This window comes from Streptomyces sp. NPDC001599, from assembly GCF_042893535.1.
GTDB lineage: Bacteria > Actinomycetota > Actinomycetes > Streptomycetales > Streptomycetaceae > Streptomyces.
On the sequence record NZ_JBIAVA010000003.1, the window covers coordinates 504,841 to 520,716 of the forward strand.

Annotated in this window: 14 protein-coding genes; 4 read left to right on the plus strand and 10 right to left on the minus strand. The window is 73.3% G+C overall.

Translation table 11 applies throughout. From position 1 onward, the window contains the following. Nucleotides 1-50: 50 nt before the first annotated feature. The 3 genes from ACFYZ3_RS11205 to ACFYZ3_RS11215 all read right to left on the minus strand — a co-directional run bounded on the left by ACFYZ3_RS11205 (nt 51) and on the right by ACFYZ3_RS11215 (nt 3,020). Nucleotides 51-1,661, minus strand: a complete 1,611-nt coding sequence (locus ACFYZ3_RS11205; protein WP_388515458.1) for an MDR family MFS transporter — start codon at nt 1,659-1,661, stop codon at nt 51-53. A 52-nt stretch (nt 1,662-1,713) separates the two neighbouring features. Next, nucleotides 1,714-2,355, minus strand: a complete 642-nt coding sequence (locus tag ACFYZ3_RS11210; RefSeq protein ID WP_388515460.1) for a TetR/AcrR family transcriptional regulator — start codon at nt 2,353-2,355, stop codon at nt 1,714-1,716. A gap of 80 nt (nt 2,356-2,435) precedes the next feature. Beyond that, nucleotides 2,436-3,020 (minus strand): rhodanese-like domain-containing protein, encoded by a 585-nt coding sequence (locus tag ACFYZ3_RS11215; protein ID WP_388515461.1) that lies wholly within the window; start codon nt 3,018-3,020, stop codon nt 2,436-2,438. 99 nt (nt 3,021-3,119) lie between these two features. On the opposite strand from ACFYZ3_RS11215, the gene ACFYZ3_RS11220 reads away from it, so the two are divergent. Continuing rightward, nucleotides 3,120-3,398, plus strand: a complete 279-nt coding sequence (locus ACFYZ3_RS11220; RefSeq protein ID WP_003978241.1) for a metal-sensitive transcriptional regulator — start codon at nt 3,120-3,122, stop codon at nt 3,396-3,398. A gap of 46 nt (nt 3,399-3,444) precedes the next feature. Here ACFYZ3_RS11220 and ACFYZ3_RS11225 read toward each other — a convergent pair whose 3' ends face one another. Both ACFYZ3_RS11225 and ACFYZ3_RS11230 read right to left on the minus strand, forming a co-directional pair. Continuing rightward, complete coding sequence (locus ACFYZ3_RS11225; RefSeq protein ID WP_388515463.1) at nt 3,445-4,188, minus strand: sulfite exporter TauE/SafE family protein; 744 nt, start codon at nt 4,186-4,188, stop codon at nt 3,445-3,447. Beyond that, a complete protein-coding gene (locus ACFYZ3_RS11230) occupies nt 4,185-5,570 on the minus strand; it encodes a rhodanese-like domain-containing protein (RefSeq protein WP_388515465.1) in 1,386 nt (461 codons plus the stop codon). Before ACFYZ3_RS11230 ends, ACFYZ3_RS11225 begins: the two co-directional genes overlap by 4 nt. Nucleotides 5,571-6,008: 438 nt before the next feature. Here ACFYZ3_RS11230 and ACFYZ3_RS11235 point away from each other — a divergent pair, with 438 nt between their 5' ends. Next, nucleotides 6,009-8,399 carry a phosphoketolase gene (locus ACFYZ3_RS11235; protein ID WP_388515467.1) on the plus strand — a complete coding sequence of 797 codons (2,391 nt, stop codon included), beginning with the start codon at nt 6,009-6,011 and terminating at the stop codon, nt 8,397-8,399. Beyond that, nucleotides 8,396-10,771, plus strand: a complete 2,376-nt coding sequence (locus ACFYZ3_RS11240) for a glycoside hydrolase family 65 protein (RefSeq protein WP_388515469.1) — start codon at nt 8,396-8,398, stop codon at nt 10,769-10,771. Before ACFYZ3_RS11235 ends, ACFYZ3_RS11240 begins: the two co-directional genes overlap by 4 nt. A 75-nt stretch (nt 10,772-10,846) precedes the next feature. Here the strand turns inward: ACFYZ3_RS11240 and ACFYZ3_RS11245 are convergent, their stop codons facing one another. Continuing rightward, nucleotides 10,847-11,305, minus strand: coding sequence for a hypothetical protein (locus tag ACFYZ3_RS11245; protein ID WP_388515471.1), 459 nt, complete (start codon nt 11,303-11,305; stop codon nt 10,847-10,849). Nucleotides 11,306-11,590: 285 nt separating this feature from the next. On the opposite strand from ACFYZ3_RS11245, the gene ACFYZ3_RS11250 reads away from it, so the two are divergent. After that, nucleotides 11,591-11,872, plus strand: a complete 282-nt coding sequence (locus ACFYZ3_RS11250; protein WP_388515473.1) for a hypothetical protein — start codon at nt 11,591-11,593, stop codon at nt 11,870-11,872. Between the two features lie 11 nt (nt 11,873-11,883). On the opposite strand, the gene ACFYZ3_RS11255 is transcribed toward ACFYZ3_RS11250, so the two are convergent. From ACFYZ3_RS11255 to ACFYZ3_RS11270, 4 genes are all read right to left on the minus strand, one after another. Beyond that, on the minus strand, nt 11,884-13,146 hold the full coding sequence (locus tag ACFYZ3_RS11255; RefSeq protein WP_388515474.1) for an arginine deiminase: 1,263 nt from the start codon (nt 13,144-13,146) through the stop codon (nt 11,884-11,886). A 213-nt stretch (nt 13,147-13,359) separates the two neighbouring features. Next, nucleotides 13,360-14,124 carry a sulfite exporter TauE/SafE family protein gene (locus tag ACFYZ3_RS11260; protein WP_388515476.1) on the minus strand — a complete coding sequence of 255 codons (765 nt, stop codon included), beginning with the start codon at nt 14,122-14,124 and terminating at the stop codon, nt 13,360-13,362. A gap of 13 nt (nt 14,125-14,137) precedes the next feature. Further along, complete coding sequence (locus ACFYZ3_RS11265; protein ID WP_388515478.1) at nt 14,138-14,908, minus strand: GntR family transcriptional regulator; 771 nt, start codon at nt 14,906-14,908, stop codon at nt 14,138-14,140. A gap of 100 nt (nt 14,909-15,008) precedes the next feature. Continuing rightward, nucleotides 15,009-15,872, minus strand: coding sequence for a DMT family transporter (locus ACFYZ3_RS11270; RefSeq protein ID WP_388515480.1), 864 nt, complete (start codon nt 15,870-15,872; stop codon nt 15,009-15,011). Nucleotides 15,873-15,876 lie beyond the last annotated feature (4 nt).

The following is a 15,876-nucleotide window of genomic DNA, read 5'->3' on the forward strand; positions in this document are numbered from 1 at the left end:
TCCGGATCGGACGGGCGGCCCCGCTGTCTTCTGTCTTCTCGCCGGGTGCCTCAGGCGACCGGCGCCGGGTCCTTGTCGGACGGCGCCGTGGGGCCCTCGCCGGACTCCTCGGCCAGGCGCTCCATGCCGCTGGTGGTCTTCAGCGGCTTCTCCTTGATGAACACGACGGCGACCAGCGCGAGCACCGCGAACGGTGTGGCGATCAGGAACAGGTCGGCCGTGGCGACGGCGTAGGCGTGCTCGATGATCGTCCGCATCGGGCCCGGCAGCGTGGACATGTCCGGGACGCTGCCCTCGCCCGAGCCGCCGCCGGGGACGGTGACACCCGCGTCGCTGAGTCCCTTGGCCGTCTCGGTGGCGACCCGGTTGGCGAGGATCGCGCCGAGGACGCTGACGCCGATGGTGCCGCCCATGCTGCGGAAGAACGACAGCACGGAGGTCGCGGCGCCCAGGTCGGCGGCGGGCACGTCGTTCTGCGCCGCCAGCACCAGGTTCTGCATCAGCATGCCGACGCCGACGCCGAGGACGGCCATGTAGAGGCTGAGCAGGCCGAAGTGGGTCTTCGCGTCGATCGTGGCCAGCAGCGCGAGGCCGACGGCCATGATCAACGCGCCCGCCACCAGGTACCGCTTCCACTTGCCGGTCCGGCTGATCACCTGTCCGGCCACGGTGGAGGACACCAGCAGGCCGAGGATCATCGGCAGGCTCATCAGGCCCGCGACGGTCGGCGACTTGCCCAGGGAGATCTGGAAGTACTGCGAGAGGAAGACGGTCCCGCCGAACATGGCGACACCGACCAGGAGGCTGGCGACGGTGGTCAGGGTGACCGTGCGGTTCCTGAAGATGCCCAGCGGGATGACCGGCTCGGCGGTACGGGCCTCGACGAACACCGCCGCGACCAGCAGCAGTACGCCGCCGCCCGTGAGGACACCGGTCTGCCAGGACGCCCAGTCGAACTCGTTGCCGGCCAGCGAGACCCAGATGAGCAGGGCACAGACACCGGCGACGATCAGGAAGGCGCCGAGCCAGTCGATGCGCACCTCGCGCTTGACCGTGGGCAGGCGCAGGGTGCGCTGGAGCAGGGCGATGGCGAGCAGCGCGAACGGCACGCCGATGAAGAAGCACCAGCGCCAGCCCAGCCACGAGGTGTCCACCAGGACACCGCCGACCAGCGGTCCGGCCACGGTGCCCACGGCGAAGACGGCGCCGAAGATGCCGGCGTACTTGCCCAGCTGGCGGGGCGGGATGACGGAGGCCATCACGACCTGCGCGAGCGCGGTGAGGCCGCCCGCGCCGATGCCCTGCACGACCCGGCTGAAGATCAGCAGCCCGACGCCGTGCGAGAAGCCGGCCAGCAGTGAGCCGACCACGAACATGCTCAGCGACAGCTGGAGCAGCAGCTTCTTGTTGAAGAGGTCGGACAGCTTGCCCCACAGGGGCACCGTCGCGGTCATCGCCAGCAGTTCGGAGGTGACGACCCAGGTGTAGGACGACTGGCTGGCGCCCAGGTCGGCGATGATCGTGGGCAGCGCGTTGGCCACGACGGTGCCGGCCAGGATCGCGACGAACATGCCGGCCATCAGGCCCGACATGGCCTGGAGTATCTGCCGGTGGGTCATCGAGGTGGGAGGCGCGTCGGCGGGCGCCTGGGTAGCGGTCACGGCTTCTCTTTCGTGTGGTGGGTCCTGGTGGGTCGCGAGCCCGGCGCGGAGGCTACGCGGAGGGTGCCGGGAGGCCGGCGGCGAGGAGGGTGAACACCTCGTGGAAGACGTCGAGGAAGGCGGCTTCCTCCTGGTGGGCGGACCAGTGGTCCATGCTGGTGCGTATCGCTGCGCTCGCCACCGCGGCCAGCAGCCGTGGGTAGAGCCCCGGCCCGGCCCCTCCCGCGGCTCCGTCCCCGCGCAGGCGCAGGGCGATGGCGTCGGCCAGGTCGGCCTCGGCCGCCATGTGGGCCCCGACGCCGCGCGCCAGGAGGTGCGGTGAGGCGTGCAGGACCTCGGCCTGCAACCGCCACAGCTCGTGCTGCTGTTCCGCCTCGGCCAGCTCCGCCGACATGGCCTCGCGCAGGGCTGCCAGCGGGGAGAGTTCGGCCGGTGCTTCCAGGACGGCGCGGCGCATGCGGGCGCCCGCGTCCGCGTCGATGACCACGAAGGCGTCGTCGCGGCTGTCGAAGTAGTTGAAGAAGGTACGCACGGACACCCCGGCCGCGGCGCTGATCGCCTCGACCGTGACCTTCTCCGCCCCGTGTTCGGCGGCGAGACGTACCGCGGCCTCGGCCAGGGCGGCACGTGTGGCCCGCTTCTTCCGCTCCCGCAGACCGCCCCCCGCGGCACCCTTCTCCGACATAAGTTGCATGGTATGCAAAGATGCACGACATGCAAAATTGGCGGGCGCCGACCCCGGAAGGGATCGGCGCCCGCCGTCGTCGGTGCGGCTCAGGCGGCCAGTCGGGCCAGCGTCTCCTCGAAGGAGGCGACGTCCCCGGTGGGCCGGTTGTGGGGCAGCCGCGCCAGTGCCGCGGCCATGCCGCAGGTGTTGGTCACTCCGGAGAAGACCAGTCCCGCGCCTATCGCGCCGGACAGCCAGTGCGCCGGGCGCCAGAAACGGCCGGCCACGAAACCGGCGGCGACCAGCGACCCGGCGGCGAGGCGCACCTGCCGGTCCATGGGCCACGCCGTACGCGCCCCGGCCGGACGCTCGACGGGATGACCGGCCGCCGCCCAGGCGCTCGTGCCGCCCTCGAGCGTGGCCGCCGCGACGCCCCGCGCAGCCAGCTGTGCGCAGCCCTTTGCGGACCGGTTCCCGGAGGCGCACACGAGCAGCAGCGGCCCGCGCGCGGCGGCGGCCGCCAGGGCGCCGGCGGCCTCGTCGAGGCGCTCCAGCGGAACGTTGTGGGCGCCGGGCAGGTGGCCGCCGGAGTACTCGCCGGGGGAGCGGACGTCGACGACGGTGAACTCGGCCAGGCGGGCCGCCGCCTGCCCGGCGGTCAGGGCGGTGGCGGTTGCTGCGGGGGTGTTCACGGAGCGAAACCTTTCTCGTTGTTCGTCCCCCCGCGCGGTAGGATACCCGTGGGGGTATGTGGGGTTCGGTGAGGTATCGGGTGGAGGAGAGGGAGAAGCGTGGAGCTCGACATGTCGGCCGACGAACTGAAGTCGGCGCTGAACCGGCTGCGGCGCGCCCAGGGGCAGCTCGCGGGAGTCATCCGGATGATCGAGGAGGGCCGGGACTGCGAGGACGTGGTCACCCAGCTCGCCGCCGTCTCCCGAGCACTGGACCGGGCCGGGTTCTCGATCATCGCCACGGGACTGCAGCAGTGCATGACCAGTGACGACCCCGAGGTGCGCGACTCGGCACAGATGCGGGCCCGGCTGGAGAAGCTCTTCCTCTCCCTGGCCTGACGCCGACAGACACGCCGGGCGATCGGTGGGTCGGTGGGTCGGCGGGTCACAGTACCGCCGTCACGCCCATCGCCACGGCCACGGCGAGCAGCACGGCACCGAAGACGCGCCGCAGCGTCCCGGCGGAGACCTTCGCGGCCAGCCGCCTTCCGTCCCAGGCGCCGAGGACCGCGGCCGCCAGGAACGGCAGGAGCAGCGCGAGATCCAGGTGCACGGCGGAGTACGCCCGGGCGGCGAGGGCCACCAGCGCGTTCGCCCCGACCACCAGCAGACTCGTGCCCACCGCCGCGCTCATCGGCGCCGCGAGGACGGTCACCAGCGCCGGTACCGCGAGGAAGCCGCCGCCGACCCCGAGGAACCCGGTCACCGCACCGAGCCCGGCCCCGGCCCCGGCCGCGCGCGTCCCCGACACGGCGCCGTTCTCGCGCGGCGCGCCCCGGCCCAGCATGTGCAGGCCCGCCAGCGCGGCCAGCGCCGCGAAGAGCAGTGTCAGCACCGTCGCAGGGACCCGCGAGGACAGGGCACCGGACCCGGCGGCGGGCAGCACACCCGCGGCCGCGAACAGCAGTCCGGCCCGCCACCGCACGGCTTTGGCCCTGGCGTGGGCCACCAGTGCGGTGACCGACGTGACGATCACGACGACGAGGCTCGCGGTGGTCGCCGCCGCCGGGGTGAAACCGAGCAGGTAGACGAGCGCGGGCACGGTGAGGATGCTGCCGCCCGCCCCCAGTGCGCCCAGGGACACGCCGGCCGCGGCACCGGCGAGCAGGGCGAGGATCAGCGGCGTCATGCGGCGGTGGCGTCCGACGGCGTCACGAGCGAAAGCCCCGCCTCGGCCGCCGCGGCGAAGCCGTCGTCGATCGCGACCACCTCGCGCCCGGCGGCGTCCAGTACGGACGCGGCGACCGCCGCGCGCATCCCGCCCGCGCAGTGCACCCACACCGTGCCCGCCGGTACCTCGTCCAGGCGCCGGCGGATCTCGTGGACGGGCAGGTGCACGCTGCCCCGGACCCACCCGTGGGCGCGTTCCGCGGCCCGCCGTACGTCGAGGACCACCACGTCGTCCGCGCCATCCCGCCGTGCCGCGGCCAGATCGGCGAAGGTGGCGCGCCGGAACGAGGCCGGCCGCTCGCCCTTCGCGACCCAGTCGGCCGGGGAGCCCACCGCCGCCGCGGCCGGGCGGTCGATGCCCACCCGGGCCAGCTCGCGCTGGGCACGGGCCAGATCGTCGGCGCCGTGCGCGAGCAGTGTCACCGGCCTGCCCCAAGGGACCAGCCAGGCCAGGTAGGTCGCGAGCCGGCCGTCGACCTCGAAGTTGAGCGACCCGGCGACATGACCGGCGGCGAAGACCACCCGGGAGCGCAGGTCCACGACCCACTCGCCGGCGGCCAGACGCCGGGCTATCTCGTCCGCGTCCGCGTGGCGGGGCTCGGTCAGGTCCAGGGGAGCGGGCCCTTCACTGTTCACCGGCGCCATGTGGGCGTAGTAGGCGGGCACGTCGTCCAGCCCGGCCAGCAGCTCGCGGACGAAGGTCTCCACGTCCTGGACGAGCGCCGGATTCGCGGCCCTCTCGGCGCCGATCGTGCTGTGCTCGCCTGCGGCGGGGGTGGAGGAGCAGAAGCTGCCGAAACCGTGCGTGGGCAGCACGCTCACCGCGTCCTCGAGGTGGTCCGCGAGACGGTGCGCGGAGGCGTGCTGCGCGCGTGCCAGTTCCTCGGTCAGCCGGGGCTCCACGAGGTCGGGCCGGCCCACGGCGCCGATCAGCAGCGAACCGCCGGTGAAGGCGGCCACGGCCCGCCCCGCCTCCTCAAGGACGTACGAAGTGTGGTGCGGGGTGTGGCCCGGGGTGGCCACCGCGCGCAGCTCAAGACCCGCGTCGACCGGCTCCATGTCGCCGTCGGCCACCGCGACGCGCACGTACGCCACCTCGGCCCCGGCCGGCACCAGATAGCGCGCGCCGGTGAGACGGGCCAGCTCCAGACCGCCGGTGACGTAGTCGTTGTGGACGTGGGTCTCGGCGACCACGGCGATCCGCACCCCGCGCCGGGCGGCCGCGGCGATGACACGGTCGATGTCCCGCGGCGGGTCCACGACCACGGCCGAGCCCGGACCGCCCGCCAGGTAGCTGCGGTTGCCCAGTGACCCGGTCTCCAGGACGTCGACAAAGAACACGGCACGCTCTCCTTCCGGAATTACCCCCTGGGGTATCTCTCCTTCCACCGTAACAGACATACCCAGGGGGGTATTTTCGGAGCGGCGGCCCGCCGCGTGCCCACGCCCTCCCGGGCCGAGTGCGGCGCCCTTCCGGACCCGTGCCGCAAGGGTCGGGCAACTCCGGTGTGCGACGCCGAAGTTGGGGTACCCGGTGTGTCGGCACGGTCGACACCGGGGTCGGCGCCGGTGACGGCCGTGCTGTTCCCCTCACGCACCGCCGCCCGCCGCACCTCCTCCCGCGGCCCCGCGGCACCGGTGCTCCGTGACCCGTTCGGAACGCCACGTGAGCCGAACGGCCCTCTCGGGTACCCGCCCGGTCGGCGCAGGGTTGGGATGTGCACGGGCACTCCGTGCCCGCGCGCCCCGACCGGCTGTCCCGACACGGAAGGACCACCGATGTCCGTCGACACGCAGCAGGCGCCCCCCGAGCCGACAGACGAGGAGCTCGCCGGCCTGGACGCCCACTGGCGCGCCGCGAACTACCTCTCCGTCGGCCAGATCTACCTGATGGCCAACCCCCTGCTGACCGAATCGCTGCGCCCCGAGCACGTCAAGCCGCGTCTGCTCGGCCACTGGGGCACCTCACCCGGCCTCAACCTGGTCCACACTCACCTCAACCGGGTGATCAAGGCCCGCGACCTCGACGCCCTGTGCGTCTGGGGCCCCGGTCACGGCGGTCCCGCGGTGCTGGCCAACGCGTGGCTGGAGGGCTCGTACACCGAGACCTACCCGGACATCACCCGGGACGCGGCCGGCATGGCCCGGCTGTTCAAGCAGTTCTCCTTCCCCGGCGGCGTACCGAGCCACGTCGCGCCCGAGACGCCGGGCTCCATCCACGAGGGCGGCGAGCTGGGCTACGCGCTCTCGCACGCCTACGGCGCCGCCTTCGACCACCCGGACCTGGTGGTCGCCTGCGTGATCGGCGACGGCGAGGCGGAGACCGGCCCGCTGGCGACGTCCTGGCACTCCAACAAGTTCCTCGACCCGGTGCACGACGGCGCCGTCCTGCCGATCCTGCACCTCAACGGCTACAAGATCGCCAACCCGACGGTGCTCGCCCGCCTCCCCGAGGGCGAGCTGGACGAACTCCTGCGCGGCTACGGACACGACCCGGTCCACGTCACCGGCGACGACCCGGCCGCCGTCCACCGTGCCACCGCCCGCGCCATGGACACCGTCCTCGACCGCATCGCCGCGATCCAGCGGGCCGCCCGAGAGGAGGGGGCCACCGGCCGCCCCCGCTGGCCCATGATCGTCCTGCGCACCCCCAAGGGCTGGACCGGCCCGGCCGAGGTCGACGGACTGCCCGTGGAGAACACCTGGCGCGCCCACCAGGTGCCCCTGTCCGCCGTACGCACCAACCCCGAGCACCTCGCGCAGCTGGAGCAGTGGCTGCGCTCCTACCGCCCCGAGGAGCTGTTCGACGACTCCGGGGCGCCGCGGCCCGCGGTCCTCGCCGCCGTCCCCGAGGGGCCCCGCCGCCTCGGCGCCACCCCCTTCGCCAACGGCGGCCTCCTGCTGCGCGAGCTGCCCGTGCCCCCGCTGGAGAAGTACGCCGTGCCCGTCGACGAACCCGGCGCGAGCATGCACGAACCCACCCGGGTCCTCGGCGACCTGCTCCGGGACGTCATGGACGCCACCACCGACCGGCGCGACTTCCGCCTCGTCGGCCCCGACGAGACCGCCTCCAATCGCCTCCAGGCCGTCTACGCCGCCAGCGGCAAGGCCTGGCAGGAGCGGACCCTGCCCGTCGACCAGGACCTGGACCGGCACGGCCGCGTGATGGAGATCCTGTCCGAACACACCTGCCAGGGCTGGCTGGAGGGCTACCTCCTCACCGGCCGGCACGGACTGTTCTCCTGCTACGAGGCGTTCGTCCACATCGTCGACTCGATGGTCAACCAGCACGTCAAATGGCTGCGCGTCACCCGCCGCCTGCCCTGGCGCGCGCCCATCGCCTCCCTCAACTACCTGCTCACCTCACACGTGTGGCGCCAGGACCACAACGGCTTCTCCCACCAGGACCCCGGCTTCGTCGACCACATCCTCAACAAGAGCCCCGAAGCCGTACGGGTCTACCTGCCGCCGGACGCCAACACCCTGCTCTCCGTCGCCGACCACGCCCTGCGCAGCCGCGACTACGTCAACGTGATCGTGGCCGGCAAACAGCCCTGCTTCGACTGGCTGACCCTGGACCAGGCCAAGGCGCACTGCGCGCGCGGCGCCGGCATCTGGGACTGGGCCGGCACCGAGGACGGCACCCGCGAACCCGACGTGGTCCTCGCCTGCGCGGGCGACGTACCGACCCAGGAGATCCTGGCCGCCGCCCAGCTGATCCGCCATCACCTGCCGGAACTCGCCGTGCGCGTGGTCAACGTCGTCGACATCGCCCGCCTGCTGCCCAGCGGGGAACACCCGCACGGCATGAGCGACTTCGAGTACGACGGCCTGTTCACCGCCGACCGGCCGGTGATCTTCGCCTACCACGGCTACCCCTGGCTGATCCACCGGCTCGCCTACCGGCGCACCGGCCACGCCCACCTGCACGTGCGCGGCTACAAGGAGATCGGGACCACCACCACGCCGTTCGACATGGTGGTCGGCAACGACCTGGACCGCTACCGCCTCGTCATGGACGTCATCGACCGCGTGCCCGGCCTCGCCGTCCGCGCGGCGGCCGTACGGCAGCGGATGGAGGACGCCCGGCAGCGGCACCACGAGTGGATCCGCGAACACGGCGTGGACCTGCCCGAGGTCGCCGACTGGACCTGGGAGGCCCCGCGGTGACCGCGACCCCCTCGACCTGGGACTACGACCACTACGACGCCGCCGAGGAGCGGCTGCGCGAGTCCCTGTGCACCCTCGGCAACGGCTACTTCGCCACCCGCGGCGCGCTGCCCGAGTGCGCCGGGGACGACGTGCACTACCCGGGCACCTATGTGGCCGGCTGCTACAACCGGCTCACCTCCACCGTCGCGGGGCGCGAGGTCGAGAACGAGGACATGGTCAACCTCCCCAACTGGCTGCCGCTGCGCTTCAGGCCCGCCGGAGGGGACTGGCTCACGCCCGACACCGCCGAAGTGCTCGACCACCGCCAGACCGTGCACCTGGACTCGGGCGTCCTGGAACGGCTCACCCGCTTCGGACTCGACGGGGAGCGCGTGCTGTCCGTACGCCAACTGCGGCTGGTGCACATGGCCGACCCCCACCTCGCCGCCCTGCGCACCGAGTTCACCGCAGAGGGCGGCCCCGTCGAGCTGGAGGTGGAGGCGGCCCTCGACGGCGGCGTCACCAACTCCGGGGTGCCGCGCTACCGGGACCTCGACGGCCACCACCTCACGCACGTGCACACCGGCAGCACCGACGACGACACGGTGTGGCTGCGCTGCCGGACCCGCACCTCGGACATCCGGATCGGCATGGCCGCCCGCACCACGGCCGGCGCGCCGGTCACGGCGGCCCGCGAGCACCTGTGCGTCACCCAGCGCGCCGCCCTGCGCGCCGAACCGGGCCGCACCGCCACCGTCGACAAGGTCGTGGCCCTGCACACCTCGCGCGACCCGGCGATCAGCGACCCGCTCCAGGCCGCCGTCGAGCGGGTGGCCGAAGCCCCCGGTTTCGACCACCTGCTGGTGGCGCACCGCGCCGCCTGGAGCCAGCTGTGGCGCCGCGCCGAACTGGAGGTGCCCGGCGAGGCGGGCAGCATCCTGCGCCTGCACCTCTTCCACGTGCTCCAGACCCTCTCGCCGCACACCGCCGACCTCGACGTGGGCGTACCGGCGCGCGGACTGCACGGCGAGGCCTACCGCGGCCACGTCTTCTGGGACGAGCTGTTCGTCCTGTCCTATCTGAACCTGCACTTCCCCGAGGTGTCCCGGGCCCTGCTGCACTACCGGCACCGCCGCCTGGAGAAGGCGAGGGCCGCGGCTCGCGCGATGGGCCGGCGCGGTGCGCTCTACCCCTGGCAGAGCGGCAGCGACGGCCGCGAGGAGACCCAGCGGCTGCACCTCAACCCGCGCTCGGGCCGCTGGCTCCCCGACCACTCCCACCTCCAGCACCACGTGGGCTCCGCCATCGCGTACAACGTGTGGCAGTACTGCGAGGCCAGCGGCGACGCCGAGTTCCTGCACACCAAGGGCGCCGAGATGCTGCTGCAGATCGCGCGCTTCTGGGCCGACTCCGCCACCTGGGACGAACGCCTCGGGCGGCACCGCATCCGGGGCGTGGTCGGCCCCGACGAGTACCACGAGGCCTACCCCGGCGCCGACCGGCCGGGCCTCGACGACAACGCCTACACCAACGTCACCGCCGCCTGGGTCCTCTCCCGCACCCTGCGCGTCCTGGACGACCTGCCCGAACCCCGCCGCCGTGAACTCGGCGAGCGCACCGCGCTGGACGACGCGGAGCTGGAACAGTGGGACAGCGTCTCCCGCACCCTGCACGTCCCCTTCCACGAGGGCGTCGTCAGCCAGTTCGAAGGGTACGGCGACCTCGCCGAACTCGACTGGGAGGGCTACCGCGACCGGTACGGCGACATCCGGCGCCTCGACCGCCTCCTGGAGGCCGAGAACGACAGCGTCAACAACTACCAGGCCTCCAAACAGGCCGACGTCCTCATGCTCGGCTACCTGTTCTCCCCGGCCGAACTGCGGTCGCTGTTCCGGCGCCTGGGCTACACGCTCGACGAGCGGACCTGGCAGCGCACCGTCGACCACTACCTGGCCCGCACCAGCCACGGGTCCACCCTCAGCGGACTCGTCCACGGCTGGATCTTGGCCCGCGCCCGCCGCGCCGAGGCCTGGGACTACTTCCAGGAGGCGCTCAAGGGCGACGTCGCCGACCTCCAGGGCGGCACCACGGGCGAGGGCATCCACCTCGGCGCCATGGCCGGCACCCTCGACCTCGTCCAGCGTGGTCTGACCGGCCTGGAGACCCGTGCGGGCGCCCTGTGGCTGGATCCGGTGCCGCTGCCGGAGCTGTCGTCGTACGGGTTCTCCGTGCGCTACCAGGGCCACTGGGGCGTGCGGTTCCGGCTGGAGCACGGCCGGCTGGAGATCGCCGTGCCCGCGGCCGGACCGCTGCCGATCGACGTCCGGCTGCCGGACCGCGAGGTGCGTCTCCAGCCGGGGGACACCTGCCGGCTGGTGCTGCCGGACTGACCGGACCGACCGGACCGACCGGATGGACCGGATGGACCGGATGGACCGGATGGACCGGGCTCGCCCGTCGGCCGCTCAGCCGGGCAGGGGGTAGGTCACCGTGCGCGGCGACCCGTCCGGCCTGCCGTCGGTGTAGGTCAGGGTGATGCGGGTGAAGTGCCGCTGGCCCGTGCCCTGCTCCCCGCCCGTCGGCATGTCGAGCCGCACGGTCACCGGGTACGAGTGGAAGGCACCCGCGGCGCAGTAGGGGTCGCAGTCGTTGACGGCGTTGGTGCCCCGGCCCACCGCGGCCTGCGGGTCCCAGCGGAACCAGCGCAGGGAGACCAGTCGGCTGTTGCCGTCCCCGCAGGCGAGCACGTACGCCTCGGGGCCGATCTCGGGCTGCCCGGAGCAGTCCACCAGCACCGGATCCTGCGTCTGCTGGGTGCGTGCCGCGGGCTGTGCCGACGGCGCGGCGGAGGCCGTGCCCAGGGGTACTGCGAGCGCGGCGGCGGCACAGAGTGTGACCGCTGCCCTCATCGGGTTCCTGCCCATGTCTGCTCCCGCCGTCTCGGGGTCGCTTGTCTCCGCTTGCCCCTTTTCTCCGTTCCGACCGTACGACCGGCTCCGTGAACGCACCACTCGTACGGAGCAGCGGCCGGGGCCGCGAGGCCGCCGACCTGGGCGTCCGCCCGGCCGTCCGGTTCGTGCGACAAGACGCCGATTGCATCCCCCGTGTGGTCCTCGCGCCGGCCCGCAACCGCCGTCCGCCCCCCCGGTGTCTCATGCCGTCAAGAACGGCGACCCGACCGGGCGCCCCCTCACGTGGAGGACCGCGGTATGCACCCGACGACTGCTCCGACCGCCGCCGCCCCGACGCGCTCGCGCGCCCGCGACACGGGCGACTTCCTGCTCCAGCCGCCCGACCCCGCCCGGCGCGTCCCCTGCCGCGTCGACCCCGTCGACCTGCGCCGCCTCGACCTGCTCGCCCTGCTGACCGCCGCCGGCATCGCGCCCTCCGCCGGGGACCGGGCCGCCATCGAGCAGCTCAGCGTGCTCCCCGGCAGCGTGCACACGGCACTGCACCGGTGGCTGGAGCAGGCCTACGGGTTCTGCCGCTGAGGTCGCGGGCGTCAGAAGTCGACGGGGTCACGCACCAGCGGACACGTCATGCAGTGCCCCCCGCCGCGCCCCCGGCCCAGTTCGGCGCCCGCGATGGTGACGACCTCCACCCGGGCCTCGCGCAGCAGCGCGTTGGTGAGGGTGTTGCGGTCGTAGGTGAACACCACGCCGGGCTCCACCGCGACGGCGTTGTTGCCGCTGTCCCACTGCTGGCGCTCGGAGGCGTAGGCGTCGCCGCCCGTCTCCACCGCCCGCAGCTTCGGCAGCCCGAGGGCCTTGGCGACGACGTCGACGAAGGGGGTGGTGCCCTCGTCGACCACGTCGAATCCGGGGGCCCGGTCGCCGGGGCGCAGCGAGAAGGTGTGCACCGCGTCCATGATGCGGGGGTAGAGGGTGACCACGTCGCGGTCGGCGAAGGTGAAGACCGTGTCCAGGTGCATGGCGGACCGCAGCTTCGGCATACCGGCGACGACGACGTGCTCGGCGGCGCCGTTGCGGAACAGCGCGGCGGCGACCTGGGTGACGGCCTGCCGGGAGGTGCGCTCGCTCATGCCCATGAGGACGACCCCGTTGCCCACCGGCATGATGTCGCCGCCCTCGAAGGTGGCCTGGCCCCAGTCCCGCTCCGGGTCGCCCCACCACACCTTCGCGCCGCTGAAGTCGGGGTGGAAGGTGTAGATCGCCTTCATCAGCAGCGTCTCGTCGTGCCGCGCGGACCAGTACAGCGGGTTGAGCGTGAGACCGCCGTACAGCCAGCAGGTGGTGTCGCGCGTGTACAGGGTGTTCGGCAGCGGCGGCATCAGGTACTCGCGGGCGCCGGTGGACTCGCGGGCCAGGGCGAGGTGCGGGGAGCGGAAGTCCTCGGGCAGGTCGGCGGTGGCGAGCCCGCCGACCAGGTACTCGGCGAGTTCCCTCGGCGAGAGGGTCTCCAGGTAGGCGCGGGTCGCGTCGATGAGACCGATGCCGACCTGGTTGGCGGTGATCTTCCGGTCCAGGAGCCACGCCTTGGCCTCCGGGACCGCCATGATCTGCGCCAGCAGGTCGTGCAGCTCCACCACCTCCACCCCGCGCCGGCGCAGTTCACCGACGAAGGCGGCATGGTCGCGCTGGGCGTTCTCCACCCACATGACGTCGTCGAAGAGCAGCTCGTCGGAGTTGGTGGGGGTCAGCCGCCGGTGGGCGAGGCCGGGGGAGCACACCAGGACCTTGCGCAGCCTGCCGACCTCGGAATGGACGCCGAGCGCGGGACTCACGGCGCTCTCGTTGCTGGTCACACGGCCTCCTGGAGGGATGCGTACGAGCGGGGGAGGGGAACGGGAAGGACGTCCGCCGGCTGATCCGCCCGGCGGGCCGGCAGGGCGAGGAGACCGACCGGGGCCGCACCGTCGACGTCGGAAGCAGCGGCCTGCGACATGCCGTCCCTCCGGATGGCCGATCGATTGTGACCACTGTGCAACACGTGGTGGCTTGAGGCATCTTGGTCGCCGTCAGCCGTGCAGGGCGAGATACGGGGCGAGCGCGAGCAGCGTCGTGATCAGGGCGTACTTCAGGTGGCGGGTCGGCAGCGCGTGCGCGATCCGCCAGCCCAGCAGCACCCCCGCCAGCTCGGGCACCCCGACCAGCACCGCCAGCGGCCAGTCGACGGCCCCCTGGGCCAGGTAACCCACCGTGCCCACACCGGCGATGACGACGGACTGCGCCTGCGCCGAGGCGAGGGACTCCAGCACGGGTACGCCCAGCGCCACCAGCAGGGGGACGGTGAGCATCGGTCCGCCGATGCCGACCACTCCGGCCGCGACGGCCACCGCGCAGCCCAGCCCCGCCACCACCGCCGTCGGCGGGTGGGCCCGCGAGGCGGCCGGACGGCGATGCTCGCGGAACCACACCAGGCCCGCCACGCCCGCCACGAACACGCCCAGCACCAGCCCGAACATCCGCTTGGACACATACGAGTTGACCAGGACGCCGAGCGGGGTCCCGGCGACCGCGCTCACCGCGAGAACCAGTGCCGTGCGCCTGGTCGCGGGCTCGCGCAACTGCCCGGAGCGGGTGTAGGCGGCGGTCGCGAGGATCCCGGTGGCGACATGGGTGACGATGGCCGTCCCGGCCACTTGTGCCGGTGTCAGGCCGGTGAGGGCGAACAGACCGATGGTGGGCAGCACACCGCCCGGCCCGACGGCGGTGATGCCCACCCCGCCGACCAGCCCCAGCAGCCCCAGGGCCACCAGCACGGGCACACTCGCACCGGCCATCACCGGTCTCCTCTCATGGGGTCCGCGGCCCAGCACGGCACAGCGTGGCGCGCAGGGCCATCCGGTCCGCGCGGATCCGGATCGACTCCGCGTCCACCGGCCGGCCGTCCGCCAGCCGGGTGAGCCGTTCCAGGGCGAACACCGCCGCCCCGGGCCCGATCCCCAGCAGCCGTGCCGTGCCGGGGTCCGCGTTGACCGCGTGCACGGCCACCTCGGCGCGCCCGAGCCGGGCGCCCGCGGCCTCCTCGATCAGGCCGAACACATCCCGGTCCCGCAGGTCGCCGGCGAGCACGGCCCGCCCGACCTCGACGGTCAGATAGCTGGTGTCCAACGACAGCGGCAGCCCGTCCAGCCACCGCAGCCGCTCCACGTACACACCGCCCGTCCCGACCGGCACCTCCAGCCGGGCGGCGATCGCGGCGGGCAGCACCGGCACCTCCGCCGCGACCCGCACCTCGTTGGTCACGGTGCCGCGGCCGGTCAGCTCCTCGGCCAGCCCGGTCAGCCGGTCGAGACCGTGCCCGTACTTCGGCAGCAGCACCGTCGTCCCGACCCCGCGCCGCCGGGTGATCAGGCCCTCCTCGCGCAACAGGGCCAGGGCGTCCCGCACCGCGTTGCGCGAGGCCCCGAACCGGCGGCCCAGGTCCCGCTCGTCGGGCAGCACACCGTCGGCGAAGGCATCGTCCGTGATCTGCTGTCGCAGCGCGTCGGCCAGTTCCCGGGCCCGCTCGGCGCGCGGTCGTCCCCCGTGGTGGTCCATGCCGCTCACGGTAACCCGAGTCATGTTTCGCCGAAGTTACGCCACCCTCATTGACCTGCGGAAACGACTGACCTGCGGGTTCGTGGGGAGTGCGGCGCACTTCGCCACCCGGCCCGCGGCGCGCTCACTGCGCTGTGCGCAGATCAGCGCCGCGCCTGGCCAGACTGAGGACACCCGCGACGACCAGTGCCACCCCGAGCAGTTGCGGCACGACCCACCAGTCGCCGCGCACGTCCTCGCGGTAGAGGACCACGCCGAGCAGCAGGCTCACCGTCGCGTCGCCCAGCGTGAGGGCGGGCTGGGAGGCGACGAGCGGGCCGCCCTGCATGGCGTGCTCCAGCAGCAGCACGGCACACACCCCGGCCACGGCGAATCCGTAGGTCTGCCAGGCGGTGAAGAAGCCGGCCACCCCGTCGGAGTCCAGGACGCGCATGGAGTCCTTCATCAGACCGGCCGTCAGCGCGTAGCACACCGCCGTCGCCGCGCCGAGGCAACCCGCACGGGCCTTGCCGACGGGGCGTTTGAGGCCCGCGGCGGCCAGCAGCACGGCCGCCCCGGCGCAGGCCACCAGGGCCGGCACCCAGCGGTCCAGGGGCACTTCGGCCTTGCCGCCCGCCGGCGCGGCCGAGGCGAGCGCGACACCCAGCCCCACGACCACCCCGCCCACGGCGAGCCACAGGACCTCCGGCAGCCGGTTGCCGGTCAGCAGCGAGGCCAGCAGCAGGGCCAGCGGAAGTTCCAGCACGAAAAGGGGCTGTACGAGTGACAGCGGCCCCGTCGCCAGGGCCACCGCCTGCCCCACGCCGGCCACCACGACGGCCAGCATCCCGCCCAGCCACACGGGTCGCCGCAACAGGTCGAGGACGAGCCCGGGGCGGAACCCCTGGGACTGCGGCACGCTCAGCGCGGCGCGCCGTTGGAGCACGGTGGCCAGCGCGTTGCTGAACGCGGCGAGGAGTGCGAAAAGCACCGGCAGGACGACACCCATCCAC